At 39.9% G+C, this 15845-nt stretch carries 12 protein-coding genes; 9 read left to right on the top strand and 3 right to left on the bottom strand.

Annotated elements, in window-relative coordinates:
• Positions 1-3 precede the first annotated feature (3 nt).
• The 3 genes from K8B83_RS16270 to dinG are packed head-to-tail and all read right to left on the bottom strand — an operon-like array spanning position 4 to position 3520.
• On the bottom strand, positions 4-666 hold the full coding sequence (locus K8B83_RS16270) for a primosomal replication protein (protein WP_223418230.1): 663 nt from the start codon (positions 664-666) through the stop codon (positions 4-6).
• Complete coding sequence (locus tag K8B83_RS16265; protein WP_223418228.1) at positions 663-1436, bottom strand: TSUP family transporter; 774 nt, start codon at positions 1434-1436, stop codon at positions 663-665. Before K8B83_RS16265 ends, K8B83_RS16270 begins: the two co-directional genes overlap by 4 nt.
• 8 nt (positions 1437-1444) lie before the next feature.
• Positions 1445-3520 carry an ATP-dependent DNA helicase DinG gene (gene dinG, locus K8B83_RS16260; protein ID WP_223418220.1) on the bottom strand — a complete coding sequence of 692 codons (2076 nt, stop codon included), beginning with the start codon at positions 3518-3520 and terminating at the stop codon, positions 1445-1447.
• A 148-nt stretch (positions 3521-3668) separates the two neighbouring features.
• Between dinG and K8B83_RS16255 the strand changes: the two genes are divergently transcribed.
• From K8B83_RS16255 to K8B83_RS16215, 9 genes are all read left to right on the top strand, one after another.
• Positions 3669-6035 (top strand): DNA polymerase II, encoded by a 2367-nt coding sequence (locus K8B83_RS16255; RefSeq protein WP_223420097.1) that lies wholly within the window; start codon positions 3669-3671, stop codon positions 6033-6035.
• A gap of 638 nt (positions 6036-6673) precedes the next feature.
• Positions 6674-9280, top strand: a complete 2607-nt coding sequence (locus K8B83_RS16250; protein ID WP_188739797.1) for a TonB-dependent receptor plug domain-containing protein — start codon at positions 6674-6676, stop codon at positions 9278-9280.
• Between the two features lie 105 nt (positions 9281-9385).
• Complete coding sequence (locus K8B83_RS16245; RefSeq protein WP_188739796.1) at positions 9386-10348, top strand: class I SAM-dependent methyltransferase; 963 nt, start codon at positions 9386-9388, stop codon at positions 10346-10348.
• 381 nt (positions 10349-10729) lie between these two features.
• Complete coding sequence (locus K8B83_RS16240) at positions 10730-11512, top strand: DUF3450 domain-containing protein (RefSeq protein ID WP_188739795.1); 783 nt, start codon at positions 10730-10732, stop codon at positions 11510-11512.
• Positions 11512-12867, top strand: coding sequence for a MotA/TolQ/ExbB proton channel family protein (locus K8B83_RS16235; protein ID WP_188739794.1), 1356 nt, complete (start codon positions 11512-11514; stop codon positions 12865-12867). Before K8B83_RS16240 ends, K8B83_RS16235 begins: the two co-directional genes overlap by 1 nt.
• Complete coding sequence (locus tag K8B83_RS16230) at positions 12867-13394, top strand: MotA/TolQ/ExbB proton channel family protein (RefSeq protein ID WP_188739793.1); 528 nt, start codon at positions 12867-12869, stop codon at positions 13392-13394. Before K8B83_RS16235 ends, K8B83_RS16230 begins: the two co-directional genes overlap by 1 nt.
• A gap of 13 nt (positions 13395-13407) precedes the next feature.
• Positions 13408-13812 (top strand): ExbD/TolR family protein, encoded by a 405-nt coding sequence (locus K8B83_RS16225; protein WP_188739792.1) that lies wholly within the window; start codon positions 13408-13410, stop codon positions 13810-13812.
• Position 13813: 1 nt separating this feature from the next.
• Complete coding sequence (locus K8B83_RS16220; protein ID WP_188739791.1) at positions 13814-14434, top strand: energy transducer TonB; 621 nt, start codon at positions 13814-13816, stop codon at positions 14432-14434.
• Complete coding sequence (locus tag K8B83_RS16215) at positions 14434-15681, top strand: tetratricopeptide repeat protein (RefSeq protein WP_188739790.1); 1248 nt, start codon at positions 14434-14436, stop codon at positions 15679-15681. Before K8B83_RS16220 ends, K8B83_RS16215 begins: the two co-directional genes overlap by 1 nt.
• The last annotated feature ends 164 nt before the right edge of the window (positions 15682-15845 follow it).

Raw genomic sequence — 15845 nt, 5'->3', positions numbered from 1 at the left:
TCCTTAACGAGGGTAACTTTGGCGAGGTCGTTCAAATAATTGAATGCGCTCCTCAATATAACTAATTGCTTGTTTACATTTCCCTAAGCGACGATGCATCAAAAGGATATCATTTTGCAATTTAATTTTGTCATCACTATGACAGAATTCAAGATTTGCTTCCATTTGTTGTATTTTTTGTTCAATTTTTTTAGCCCAGTTAAGGTGTTTATTCAGTTCTTCATATAATTGATGGCTGTTTTGCATCACGTTACTGGCTATCCAACCAAAGCCACTGTCTTGTACCGCCTGCTGCTGTTTTTTTGCATATCGCGCACGATTACTGGCTTTACGTTGTGCTTCGGTTTTTAAGTTAATGTCGGTGGTTAACAGGGCTCTTTTTAAGGCAATAAAACGGTCTTGAATACGCTCACAACTGAGCTGGATAACGTGTTGGCCTAAACGCAGAGATAATTGTTTTTCAAGCTTTTGAATATCTTGGCGCAGTTGAGCAATACATGGCGTGAGTAGCGCGCCCTGTTGAGCAAACAATTGGCTGTTAAAACGTTCAGTTTGTTGCAAGGTTTGTCGCTGGTTTGGTGCTAAATTTTGGTCATGCGATAGTACATCGCGCTCAAGTTGATTGAGTTGCTGTTTTAACATTGAAACCAATTGTTGGGTATTCATCCCCAAGCACTCCAGGTTAAGTGGATCGCAATTGACAATACCATAGTAATAAAAATGGGTTTAATAAAAGGGATGCCAAAACGAATAGCACTTCTTGCACCAATATAAGAGCCAGCCATCATGCAAACGCCCATCCATAACCCTAACATCCATTGTACTTGTCCCATTGCAGCAAAAATAACTAATGCAGTGATATTGCTTACAGAGGTCATCACTCTTGCTAGGCCGCAGCCGTGTAATAAAGGCAATTTGTGCAGTGACACAGACGATACGGTCCAAAAAGCGCCTATACCTGGGCCGGCAAAACCATCGTAACTGCCTAGTAACAAGCCTTGGCTGATTTGTTTATGTTTAGGTGATCGTTTTACAGGTAAAGTCATATTACTATCGCCCATGGCTTTTGGGCTCAATAAGGTATAAATGGCAATAGCAATAATCAATAAGGGTAAGAGTTTATCTAACCATTTAGGATCAACCATAAATACCAAAATACAGCCGAAAATTGACCCTATTAAGGTTGCGATAAAACATGCAGTCCATAATTTGGGGTTAAACAGTTGCTGTTTATAAAAAGTAAAACTTGAAGTTATAGAGCCAAAGCATGCTGCTAACTTATTGGTTCCTAGAGCAAGGTGAGGCGGGATCCCCACAGTGAGTAATGCTGGAATGGATAATAAGCCTCCGCCTCCAACAATGGCATCAATAAAACCTGCGATGATACCGATGACCGCTAAAATAGCCCAGTGGCTAGGGTCTAATAATAAATCCAACTCAATACCTATTCTATTACACGTCTAAAGGGAGGAAGGGCATCAATTAATGATTTGCCATAGCGTTTTGTGACTAAACGACGGTCTAAAATGGTGACTCGACCATAATCTTGCTCTTTACGAAGGAGGCGACCACAACTTTGGACTAATTTACGCGATGCATCAGGAATTGTCAGCTGTAAAAAGGGATTACCACCTTTTACTTTGATATATTCAGCATGTGCTTGCTCCACCGGAGATGTTGGTACTGCAAAGGGGAGTTTGGTAATAATTAAGTTGGTTAAATAGTCACCCGGTAAATCGAGACCCTCTGAAAAACTCCCCGTACCAAAGATGATGCTGGGTAAACCGTCATCGCAGCGTTTTTTGTGCTTTTCTAAGATCTGTTGCCTTGGTATTTCACCTTGCACGAATAATTGATCTCTCGGTATTTTTCCTTCCACAAACTCGACGACTTTTTCCATTTGCCAATACGATGCAAACAATACAAGCGTGGCCATTTCGCCATCGACCAGTGCAATAATATGCTCTGCAATTTCGGCGGTGTAATTATCATCAGTGGGTTCGGTGACCATTTGCGGAATAAACAATGTGGCGTTATTTTCGTAATCAAAAGGTGACAATAAGGCTAAAAATCGACTGCCGTCATTTATGCCTAAACCGACCTGATGAGCAAAATGATTAAAATTGTTTAACGCCCGTAAAGTCGCACTGCAAAGTACTACACCTGCCGCTTTTTGCCACAGCATTGACTCAAGCATAAAACCGACTTCAATGGGGGATGAGCAAAATAAATAATCTTGCTGCTTACCAGTGATAAGCTCTGCCCAACGTGCCATTGGCGCGCCTTTTTTACTGTCTTCTTTGGCCATCATTTTCCAAAGTTTATGTAGATTTTCTAAACGCTGTAAAATAAAGCCTGTTTCAGATAACAAACCTTCAGATTGATGCTTGGGCACTTCACCGTCTTTAATGGCTTCACTTAATACCGACACCACTTTATTAAATTGTTTTACTGCAGAGCCAGATGCCGTTGCTAAATTTTCGGCTTGAATTAATAACGCTTGCGGTAGTTGGCCGTGCTCAAAGCGCAAACGACTCTCAGGATTGGCAAATAACTGTGGCTGGGTGTCGCAATAATGCGCCACTTGTGTCAGTAAATTGGTTAAATCGGTGGTGTGATCAAGCATGGCTTGCACCGGGGCAATAATGTTATTGGTTTTAAGCTGGTTTTGCAGTTTTGAGCAAGTCTTTGATGCTTTTTCTAACCAGTCACAGGCGCCCCGTAATGTGGCCTGCGCGCTGGAGAAATCCCTTGCAACTATGGGTAAGTGATGAGCTTCGTCTATCACATAAAACATGTCTTCAGGTTCAGGCAAAATCACCCCGCCGCCTAATTCTAAGTCTGCAAAGAGCAAGTTGTGGTTGGCAATGAGTACATCCCACGTGTCAACGTCTTCACGCGCTTTATGAAATGGGCAATTGTGATGGGCTGATACTTGACGATGACAGCTGTGTTTGTCGCAACAAATTTGTTGCCATAAAAAGTCCGGAATAGGTTGTTGCAGGGTGTCAATTTCACCGTTCCAGCGTTTTTGATGAAAATCTTGATGCAGTTTTTGCAGTTCATTTATTTGGCTTTGATCGGGTTTGGTTTGCCACATGGCCATTTGTGAGCTGTCTTGTGTGCCTAGCATGGCTTCAAGTTTTGCTAAACACACATAGCGTTGGCGGCCTTTTACTAAGCCAAATTTAAAATCGATTCCAGACTGTTGTAAAAAGAACGGCAAATCTTTATGCAAGAGTTGTTCTTGCAGAGCAACTGTTGCCGTTGCTATACAAACTTTCTTTTTACTTGCAAGTGCTAAGGGGATGGTTCCTAAAATGTATGATAATGATTTACCAATCCCGGTGCCTGCTTCAACCACAATAATTCGACGGTCTTTGTCATACTCACCGGCCAGCGTTTTAGATATTTCAGCCACCATGTAGTTTTGTTCGCGACGAGATCGAAATTGCGGCATAGCACCGGCAATTTGTTTATAAATAGTGCGAATTTGACTTTTTATCGTATCCGGTAGCATAGAAGTATGATTTCTGTGTTGTCTGAATTATGCTGTACATAATAACAGTGAATTAGCCTGCTACTAAGTATTAATTAAATTGAATGATTTAACGACCCAATTAACACCGCCATACAGTGGCCATCAACCAAAGCCTAATTTTGTAAGCGTGAAGGGCACTGTATTGACTCGTCATGCCATCTACCGCTATGGGCAGCTGGTGCTGCAATATTATTTAAAAACGGCAAATGGTCCAATTTTAGCCGAGATACACCACAGCGAAATTATTTGTTTTTGCCGCCAACAAGATGTTTCAAGGTTGGCGCAAAGGCTCGATTATAAATTGAAATCGGAGGCCATTTCATTAGCAAGTTTTGCTCATGAACCTGTTTGTGCCTTGTATTTAAAAACAAATAATCAATTAAAAGGGCTTACTCGGGTCGCCAATGATTTAGGCATTACGCTGTTTGAAACCGATATAAAACCTGAGCAGCGTTATTTAATTGAGCGCTTTATTGCACTTGATATTGAATGTATTGGCGTTTACCAAAATACAAATGTTGATAATGTCTTGCCGTTAATGGTAATCGAACGGGCAAGAAAACCTGTTTATAAATCGACAGATGTTGATATGAAACTATCTGTAATTTCGCTAGATTTTGAATGCAGCTTTGAGGGTGAGCTTTATTCTGTGGCTTTATATGGTGAACAATATCAACGTGTGTTTATGGTTGGTGAGCCACAAAGTAACAGCCACGACTTTATTGTGTGGGTAAAAGATGAAGTTGATCTTATCCACCATCTTATCGCTTGGTTTGGGCAATATGATCCAGACATCATTATCGGCTGGGCGGTGGTCACCTTTGATTTAGCTTTGCTATATCGACGCTGCGTATTACATCAAATTCCGTTACTTATTGGCCGTGGTAGAACCGAGTTAAGCTGGAAAGTGAGCGATAAATATAGGCCTGAAACTTTATCATTGCCTGGACGAGTTGTATTAGATGGTATTGATTGGTTAAAGGCGGCATTTTATCAATTTGACAGTTTCTCTTTGGAGTCTGTTTCTAGGCAACTTCTTAACGAGGGTAAGGCAATTGACCATGTGGAAAATCGTGGCCAAGAAATTACAACATTGTTCCATACCGATAAAAATGCGTTAGCTTTTTATAACATCACAGACAGTCGTTTAGTGTGGGACATTTTTGAAAAAACTCAGTTGATTGATTTTGCCATTGAACGAGCAAAATTAACTGGACTAGAGTTTGGTCGTGTAGGCGCCTCGATAGCTGCATTTTATCATTTGTATTTACCCCACTTGCACCGTAGTGGTTTTGTAGCCCCTGCTCAGCCTGCAAGTCATGGTTTGGAAAGCCCAGGTGGTTATGTTATGTCTTCCATTCCTGGTTATTACAAAAATGTTTTAGTGCTAGATTTTAAAAGCCTATATCCATCTATCATTCGTACTTTTTTAATTGATCCCAAAGGGTTAGTTGAAGGGTTGAAATCGGTAGAACAAGGGGAGGTTAATATGAATGTGCCAGGTTATTTAGGGGCTCACTTCTCACGTGATAATCCCATTTTACCTGCATTGGTCGCTAAGCTTGCGGCGCAAAGAGAAAACGCGAAGGCAGATAAAAATGCTCCTCTTTCTCAAGCAATAAAAATTATTATGAACTCCTTATATGGTGTTTTAGGCTCTAGAGGCTGCGTGTTTCATGATGCGAAACTGGCCAGTTCAATCACCATGCGCGGTCATCAAATTATGAAGTTGACTAAGCTATGGATAGAGGAGGACGGTTTTCAAGTTATTTATGGTGATACAGATTCAACCTTTGTCTGGCTCGGTGATAATCATGGCATTACCAATATTGCCGAGTTAGGGCAACAGCTTGCAGACAAGGTTACGGCACGATGGCGCGACTGGTGCAAGTATGAATACCAACTAGAGAGTTTTCTTGAATTAGAATTTGAGACGCATTTTGACCAATTTATTATGCCAACGTTAAGAGGCTCAGATGAAGGCAGTAAAAAGCGGTATGTTGGCGCCTCTATAAACGATGATGAAACGCTGAAATTAACATTTAAAGGTATGGAGCAAGTTAGGAGTGATTGGAGCCCCATTGCCCGTAAAATGCAATTTCGATTATATGAAATGTTTTTTAAAGGCGAAGATGTTGTTGATTATCTTCGTGAAGAATTAGATGCCATCAAAAAAGGCGATAGAGATCTCGAACTAGTTTTTAATAAGCGTTTACGTCGCCATGCTGAAGATTATACAGCCAAGTCATCTCCCCATGTCAAAGCCGCAAAACAATTAGCACAAATTCAAGGTACCGATAAGGCAACCAGAAAAGGTGCAAAAATTAGATATTTAATGACAACAACAGGCGCACAAACTGTTGAGGCAAAACCCAATAATATTGATTACGAATATTATATCAGTAAACAAATTCAACCGATTGCTGAGCCCATTTTGCAATTGTGTGGACAATCTTTCGATACCTTGGTCAATGATCAATTAACGCTATTATAAATTCTAAACGCTAAGTCAGTTTTCCTTTTTTGGCATGAGCTAAAGTAGATATAAGTCGAGAAGTAATAAGCCAAAAAACACCTCAATAGGCATTAAAGCGCAATAGGCATTTAAGCGATAGTCAAATGCCGTAACAATAAGGCTTTTTTTTCCATATCTTAAGTTCATTTTTAGCGTTAATCACTAGCATAAACGAGTATTTAAGTCATCTAGAGTAGAGTAAAAAAAATGTGCTTAACAATTAATGAACAAACCGCGAGGTATAATTGTTAAATTTTTTTTGGTCACTACAGGCTTAAAAAAAAAGCCCTAGCACAAAAAATCATTCTGCAAAACAGGGTGTTAAGTTTTTTATTTTTAACATTCAAAATTTCTGCAAATTTCTGCAAATAAAGTCAACCGATTGTTTTTAAGTATGTTTTTGTAGTGGTGTTCATTTTAGTTAACAAGAATGGATATCACATTTGATTAACTTTTGCGCTTACGACACTTCAATTGTTGATTAGTTGTATCAAATGTGATTTTATTGCATACGTAATTGAACGTATGTAGCCCTAATTGTTGCTTACGTTCATTGAACTAACGCCTAAAAAGTCGTTAGCATTATAAGAAAGACATAAAGTCCAGGGAGATAGACAATGCATAAGAACGTATTAGCTAAATCAGTGCGTTTAGCACTGATCAGTGGTGCAGCTGCAACGGCATTCACTGTACCAGCAGTATTCGCTGCTGATGAAGATGGCGCAAAAGTAGAACGTATTGAGGTTACTGGTTCGCGTATTAAGCGTTCTGACCTTGAAGGCGCTTCTCCAATTACGACTATCACTACTGAAGATATGAAGATGGAAGGTAACTTTACTGTTGCTGACGCACTTCGTAACAGTAACTTAAACTCTTTCGGTTCGTTCTCTGAACGTTCAGGTAGCTCTGCACAATCTCAAGCAACAATTAACTTACGTGGCGCAGGCTCAAGCCGTACCTTAGTACTTATCGATGGTAAGCGTTTCCCAGGTTCTCCTACTTTAGGTGGCTCGTCTGCTAACTTAAACGCCATCCCAATGGCTGCTGTAGAACGTATCGATATTCTAACTGACGGTGCTTCTTCTACGTACGGTTCTGACGCGATTGCTGGTGTTGTAAACATCATCATGAAAAAGAACTATCAAGGTCTTGAATTCACTGCAGGTGGTGGTTCACGTGACCAAGATGGCGGCTTAACTAGTAAAGAATTCTCGGTAGTTGCTGGTTATCAAATGGACAAAGGTAACATTACTTTTGCTTTTGACCATCAAGACCGTAAAGGTATTTCGGACGCTGACCGTGCTTACACTGCTGCTAGCATGACTGACTTCAATGGCGATGGTGAAATCCAAGCCTATGACGAAACATCTGGTTGGAGTATCTATGGTGCAACTGTTGCTGCACCAGATTTTTCAAGCGCTCAAGCATCTCCTTTATGTGATGATTTAGAAGCTGAATATGGTTCAGACGTTTTCCAAACGGTTGCGGCAGACAACGATTGGAGCCCAGGCTCAACTTACTGTATGTATGCGTTTGCTAACGTATCTTACAACAAAGCATCTATTGACCGTAATACAGTATATGTTGATGCTAACTATGAAGTTGCAGAAGACGTAGAATGGTTTGGTCGTGTGATGGTTACACAAAACAGTTCATTTGGTCGTTATGCACCTCCTGCGGCAGCTTGGAATAACATGTCTGCTGATAACCCAAATAACCCTTTCGGTGAAGAAACCACAGGTTATTTCCGTTGGGTTGGTATCGGTACACGTGACGGTTACGTAGATGATTACAACCAAGATTATTTAACTGGTTTACGCGGTACGATTAGTGCATTAAATGATGCTGAGTGGGAAGTTTATTACCACCACAACATCGCAGACAACAAGTCTGTTGGTCAGTACTACTTAAGTTATTCTGGTCTTGCTTACAACCAAGCTAATGATATTGATCTAGGTTCAGAAGCCGGTATCAATAACATGAAAGCAACAACGCTTACTACCGGTAAAGCTACATTCGATCAATACAGTGCTGGTCTTGGTTTTGATGCGTTCGATTTACCAGGCGGTGCAGTTGCTCACTATGTTGGTATGGAATATTTCGACCAACAGTTCAGTGAAGTTTATGACGCTCAATCAGAAGCTGGCTTAATTGGTGGTAGTGCAGGTAACTCTTCTGGCGGCGACCGTCAAGTATGGGCAATGTTCTATGAAGCAGTATTACCATTAACTGACGATGTAGAGTTAAACCTTGCAGCTCGTTACGATGATTACAGTGACTTTGGTGATAACCTAGCACCTAAGGCATCTGTGCGTTGGCAGGCTCTTGACAACGTAGTTGTACGTGCATCTTACTCTGAAGCCTTCCGTGCACCTTCATTGAGCCAGTTATATGCAGCAACGACTTTCAGTGCAGAGACGGGTATTGATTATCCTTTCTGTACATCAACAAATGTAGCTGATGCTGATTGTGCTTCAAAGCAGTATGATACATACATTAGTGCTAACAGCGACCTAGGACCTGAAACATCAGAGTACATCAACTTAGGTGTTGCATGGGACATCGTAGACGATATCGGTATTAAAGTTGATTACTTCAACTTAAACATTGACGATGTTATCAGCCAACGTTCAATTACAAACGTAATGCGCGGTGTTGCTGCAGGTACATTAGCAGAAACTGATACATTCTATGTTGAACGTGCTCCTACTACAGATGGCACTCTTGGCCGTGCACTTGAAATTGGTACTGGCTATGGTAACACTGATAAGTTAGAAATCACTGGTATTGACGTTGCATTAAACGCTAAGTTTGAAACATCAATTGGTGATATCGGCTTTAACTGGACTAACAGCTTCGTACTAGATTTCATCGAAGAAGTTGAAGGTGGACAGGCTGCTGTTGATACTGCTGGTTGGAACGGTGCTCCTGACTACAAGTCTATCTTCACGACTAACTACATGTTAGGTGACCATAGTTTCTCTTGGAACATTAATTACACTAGCTCTACTTATGAAACTAACGACACTGGTCATTTAGATTCATGGTTAATTCATAACCTAAGTTACGTATATGATGCTGGTAACTATGGCTCAGTATTGTTAGGTATTAACAACCTAACTGATGAAGATCCTGTGTTAACTTCAACAGGGCAATATACTAATGCTGACCTATACAACAACTACGGTCGTGAATACCGTGCAAGTTATACTCTTAAGTTCTAAATCTGAGCAAGTATTTGCTTGATTTATAGACAAAAAAGGCTCCTTCGGGAGCCTTTTTCTTTAATATAATAAATCAAAACGATGAAGTATCAGCAGGTGAAATAAATGAATAATCATTGGAGCGAATATTGGCAGCAAGGACATACAACTTCTTTTGGCGATGCGTTATCAGGTAATTATGAAGGGATATTAAAGTCGATATGGCAACCAACATTTATCGCGCTGCAGCAAGGCTTTATGGCTATAGATATTGGTACCGGAAATGGATCATTACCACTTTTGATACGTGAATCATTACGTAGTGAAAATTTAACTGGAGAAGTGATTGGTGTTGATTTAGCTGAAGTGAAATTAGCAGAAAAAGATGCGCTAGAACAAAGCAATATTCACATTACGTTATTATCTAATCAGGCAAGTGAGTCATTACCCTTTGCAACGGCTAGCGTTGATTTATATACCTCACAATTTGGTTTTGAGTATTCAGATATCAATTTGTCGTTGAAAGAAGCTTCGAGAGTACTTAAGAACAATGGTCAGTTTTGCTTGGTTTTTCACCATGCAAATTCAATGATATTAAACCGAAACAAAAACATTTTACGTTTAATAGAACTACCACAAGCGCAATCATTAGTGGCTAGATTAAATGATATAGCCATTGCAATGGGCAAGGTGTCATCACCCGATGATATTGCAAGGATTAAGCAAGATCCAAATTGTGAAAAAATTCGCGCAGAAATTAACCGATTGATTAAGTATTTAGTATTATTTGATGAGAAAGCGGCACAAGACTGTCAACTGATGGCATTTGTTGCGCAATTTTTTAAGGAAGGATTGTTTTGGACTGTAGCAAAAAAGCAACAATTTATTGAATTCATTAAGTTACAAATGGATACATTGAAATTAAGGTTAACAGAATTGGTGCAAGCTTCATTTGATGAAGCCAAGTTAGGGCAATTTGTGAGTCATTTTAATCAACATTCAATTTCTTTAAATGAGATTAAAGTGCTAAAAAATGAACAAAATGACATCTTAGCTTGGTATTTAAGTGCTCAAAAAATAGTTGGTTGAACAGTTTTTCAAATAAATTCATGAAAGGTTTCCTATAATAATTTGATTAAGATCATGATTTTAAAAAAGTAAAGTTTTACCCATAGCACTAAATTACTACCGATTTATGTCGAAGATGTTCATTAATTCACCTTTCGTTTACATTGCTTGTTATAACTGCTCTTTCCACTAGTTTTTAAGCTTTGCAAATGTTGACACAGGTCAACATTTTGTGAAATGATGCGAACGGGTCTACGCCTTTACTGGCGTAGAAAAGGGAAGAAAACTAACAATCACAAGAAAAAGACACACTTAGCATAATTAACATTGATAACAAGTTTGTATCATCGTTATTTGTGTGTAAGTAGAACTTTTTAATTCACTTCAAATTGGTTGGGAACTATGTCCAAGGTAAGCAATAGAACAAAAATCGCTACTGCACTTGTTGGCGCACTGGCTTTAGCGGGTAGCAACTTCGTAGTTGCAGGTCCTCTAGCTGACGTTCAAAAAGCGGATAGCAGCCTTCACGCTGCTTCAGCAGCGTCACAACAGAAAGTCGACAAATATTTTGACCAAGCACAAGACATGCTTTTTGAGTATGGCAGCGTTGCTGATGAGCGTGAGTCATTAAAATCTTATAATGACTACGTTGCAGGCTTGGTAGCTGATCAACAAAAAACACTTGATGCTATTCAAACTGACATCAATGGCGTTGATAAATTACGTCAAGGTGTAGTGCCATTGATGTTTAAAATGGTTGAAGCTTTAGATCAATTCGTTAATTTAGATCTTCCATTCAACACCGAAGTTCGTAAAGAACGTGTTGAAAACCTAAAAAACATTCTAAACACAGCTGAGGTAACTCTAGCTGAAAAATACCGTTTGATCCTTGATGCTTACAGCATCGAGCGTGAATACGGTAACTTCGTTGCAGTGCACACTGGTAAATTAAACTTAGACGGTAAAGAAGTGTTAGTTGACTTCTTTAACTTAGGTCGTGTTGCTCTTTACGCACAAAGCTTAGATCAAAAAATAGCATGGATGTATGACGCTGACGCTAAAACTTGGAACAAGTTAGAAGACAGCTACTTACGTGACATCACTAAAGGTATTCGCATTGCTCGTAAGCAAGGCGCCCTTGATCTATTCGGATTACCAATTCCTGCTGCGGAGACTGCACAATAATGAAGAAGTTAATTACATCAGCTCTAGTAGCTGCAACTTTCTCTTTAACAGCCGGTATGGTTTCAGCTGCAGACGCACCTAAAACTATCGATCAACTGTTACAGCAAGTTAAAGTTGACCGTGCTAACGAAGGCAAAACCAACGCTAAGCGTGAAAGAGAATTCCAAGCTGAACGTGGAGATAAAGCTGCTTTACTGAAACGTGAAAAAGATGCTTTAGCAGCAGAAAAACAACGCGGTAAAGATTTAAACCAAGCTTTCTTAGACAACGAGCGTAAAATTGCTCAGTTAGAAGAAGACTTAAAAACTGCTCAAGGTGACTTGGGTGAAATGTTTGGTGTTGTTAAAGGTGAAGCTGGCGATTTCGCTGGTAAGTTAGCATCTTCAAACATCAGCGCTCAATTCCCTGGACGTGATGCATTTATCGCTGATCTAGGTGCTCGTAAATCATTACCAAAAATTGAAGAACTAGAGCAATTCTGGGAAGCTCAATTATTTGAAATGGTAGAGTCTGGTAAAGTTGTTAAGTTTGATGGTGCTGTTACTGCTATCGACGGTAACGTGGTTAATACCGCTATTCACCGTGTTGGTCCATTCAACTTAACTGCTGAAGGTAAGTATGTTGTTTACAAACCAGAGTTGCGTTTGATTCAGCAATTATCACAACAACCTGAAGGTTACCAAGTGAGCGCTGTAGCGTCTTGGGAAAATACCACATCAGGTACTGCTCCTTTCTACATCGACCCAGCTCGTGGCGTGTTATTAAACATCTTCACTAACAAAGCAAGTCTTGAAGATCGTTTAGAAGCAGGTGGTACAATTGGTTATATTATTTTGGCTCTATTAGCACTAGGTGCTTTAATTGCAGTTGAGCGTTTAATCACTCTTACTGTTATTGGCGGTAAAGTGAATAGCCAACGTAAAAATATCGATAACCCAGGTAACAACGCTCTTGGTCGTATCCTAAAAGTGTATCAGTCTAACAAAGATGTAGACGTTGAAACTTTAGAGCTAAAACTTGACGAAGCGATTTTAAAAGAAACACCAGCACTAGAAGCTCGGATTTCTATTATCAAAGTTATCGCAGCAATCGCACCAATGATGGGTCTATTAGGTACTGTTACTGGTATGATCGCAACCTTCCAATCAATTCAATTATTCGGTACTGGTGACCCTAAATTGATGGCTGGCGGTATCTCTATGGCGCTTATCACAACTGTTCAAGGTTTGATTGCAGCATTACCATTAATGTTATTACACGCTGTGGTAGTTGCTCGTAGCAAGTCTATCGTTCAAGTTCTTGAAGAGCAAAGTGCTGGTATTATTGCAGAACATGCTGAGAAGAGGGCTGACTAATGATGCTAATCCTGATGGACATATGGGATTCCGTCAGGGGCTTCATGGCCTCCGGAGGCGATGTCCTCTGGTTGGTTGCAGCAGTGCTATTTCTTATGTGGGTGTTAATGCTTGAGCGTTATTGGTATCTAAATTGGATATCACCTAAACAACATCAAGCAGTAATTGCCTCATGGGAAGCAAGAGAAGAAACAACTTCTTGGCATGCTCACCGTATCCGTGAAGCTTGGGTGTCCCAAGCGAAGCAAGATTTGAATGCACGTATGCTGTTAATTAAGACCTTAGTTGCTATTTGTCCAATGATCGGTCTATTAGGTACCGTAACAGGTATGATTTCAGTATTCGATGTGATGGCAGTTCAGGGGACGAGTAATGCTCGTTTAATGGCCGCTGGTATCTCTATGGCCACAATGCCAACAATGGCAGGAATGGTTGCAGCTCTATCAGGTGTTTTCTTTAGCACCCGTTTAGACTCAAAAATGAGAATCAGTTTAGAAAAGCTAAAAGACAGCATGCCTCACCACTAGAGAGAGATTGAACATGGCACGTAAGAAGCATTCCAATATGGAAGAGGAAGCTCAAATTGATATGACCCCGATGCTAGACATCGTGTTTATCATGCTGATCTTCTTTATTGTAACAACATCGTTTGTTAAGCCATCTGGCTTAGACTACAACAAGCCTAAAGCGTCACAGGCTACGTCTAAACCTTCGGCAAACATCTTTATTGGCATCAGCAAAACTGGCGTCATTATGATGGAAAACCGTCAGGTTGATATCGAACGTGTAACTGCTAACGTAGAACGTATGCTAGCAGAAGCACCAGAAGCAGCAGTACTGATCCAAGCAGATAAAGACACCCAACATGGTTTGGTTGTTAAAGTGCTTGATAATGTTAAAGCTGCGGGTATTGACAAAATTTCAGTATCAGCGGGGAATGAGTAATATGCTAAGAGCACTCGTATCAATAATCATTGGTGCTGCAGTGACTTTTGGGCTGTTTGCTTTCATGGCTTTCCTTGTAGGTGGTGGCGCACAGCGCAACGACGAATCAACGGAAACCCCTGTTATTGAAATTACGATGGATAAACAGGATTCGAAGGCACAGAAAAAACCAAGGGTTACACCTAAGCCACCTCCACCACCGGAGCAGCCACCGAAGCCGGATACTACTCCGCCTGATTCATCATCTAATATTGACACCAATTTGGCGTTTAATATGGGTGGTATTGAAGCCGGTGGACCAAGTACTGGGTTTAAGCTGGGCAATATGATGACCCGTGATGGTGACGCTACTCCTATCGTTCGTATTGAGCCTCAGTATCCAATTGCTGCAGCTCGTGACGGTAAAGAAGGTTGGGTACAACTTAGCTTTACTATTAACGAACTAGGTGGTGTTGATGATGTATCTGTTATCAAAGCTGAACCTAAGCGTTTATTCGATCGTGAAGCAATTCGCGCATTGAAAAAGTGGAAATATAAGCCAAAGATTGTTGATGGTAAGCCATTAAAACAACCTGGTATGACCGTACAACTTGATTTTACTTTAGAGAAGGGAGGTAGATAATGCGTAAAGTTACTAGTATCGCTACTGCGTTATTACTTTCTGTCTGTACAAGTGCAATGTTGTCTGGTGCTGCATTTGCAGCTGAAAAGTGTGAAATTGACAAGCGTCAATCTCGCGCTGTAGGTGAAAGTGCAGCAAAGAAAGTTCAAAAATCTTTTGAAGCATATACCGAGGGTAACTTAGACCAAGCCATTTCGATACTGCTTGAAGCTAATGCCAAAAACGATTTCGACAAAGCTTATGTCGATCGTATGTTAGGTAACTTTTATGCTGAAAAAGGTCAGATGGGTACAGCAATCAAATATTTAAAGACTGCTGTAAACGCTGACATTCTTGGTGGTACTGATCATGCTGCAACAATGCGTTTGTATGCTGATTTATTACTACAAGAGAAAAAATTTAAAGAAGCGATTCCATACTATTACAAATGGATGGACTTTACCTGTAAGGCTGATGCACAAATGTATCGTCGTATTGGTATTGCACATACTGAACTAAAAGAATGGGATAAAGTACTTCAAGTAGCTGATAAAGGTTTATCTTTAGCTGATGCACCTGACAAAGGTTTGTATCAGATGAAGTTAACTGCTTACTTTAACCAGAAAAAGTACAGAGATGCCGTAAAAGTATTAGAAATTATGGTGCCTTTGTTCCAAGACGATAAGCGTCTGTGGGTTCAGTTAGCTCAGTTTTACTTAATGACTGAAGATTATGATAAATCATTAGCAACATATGATTTGGCTTATAAAAATGGCTTTTTAGAGACAGACGGTAACATTACTCGTTTATCTCAATTATTAGCGCAAAAAGGTTCGCCTTACAAAGCTGCTACTATTTTTGAAAAGCACATGAAGTCAGGTTTGATTGCTGAAAACGAGAAGAGTCTTAGCACTCTAGCTGGTTTTTATCATAATGCTAAAGAGCTAAAAGAAGCAGCTTACTATTATGGTAAAGCAGCGGCTATTAGCGGCAAGGGTGATTTATATTTAAAGCAAGGTCGTCTCTTAGCTTTAGATCAAAAATACAACGATGCAATCCCTGTGCTTAAAAAAGCACTTGATGCGGGTATTGATAACCCTGGTGAAGCTCAATTTGAGTTAGCCTTAGCATACTTAAGTCTTAAAAAGTACAAGTCAGCTTATAACCGTGCAGTGCTTGCTGCCAATGATAAGAAGACTGAGCGTAGTGCAAGAAGCTATATTTCTTATATCAAAGAAAAAGCGCGTATTCACAACGTAACGCTTTAACAATTAAGTTTGTAAAAAAAAGCCCCTTTTTAGGGGCTTTTTTATTACTCCATATTTGTTAACTATAAAAGGTTATGCAAATTGTTAATTTGTGTGTATTTGAGTAAGTATAGTTTCAAGAATGGCTTCGCATCGATACAATATAACTTTGGTATTTCGGTATG

Origin of the sequence: Shewanella inventionis (assembly GCF_019931735.1) — a bacterium.
Lineage (GTDB): Bacteria > Pseudomonadota > Gammaproteobacteria > Enterobacterales > Shewanellaceae > Shewanella > Shewanella inventionis.
Note: the sequence above shows the minus strand (reverse complement) of the source record. Positions and strands in the feature narration are given on the sequence as shown.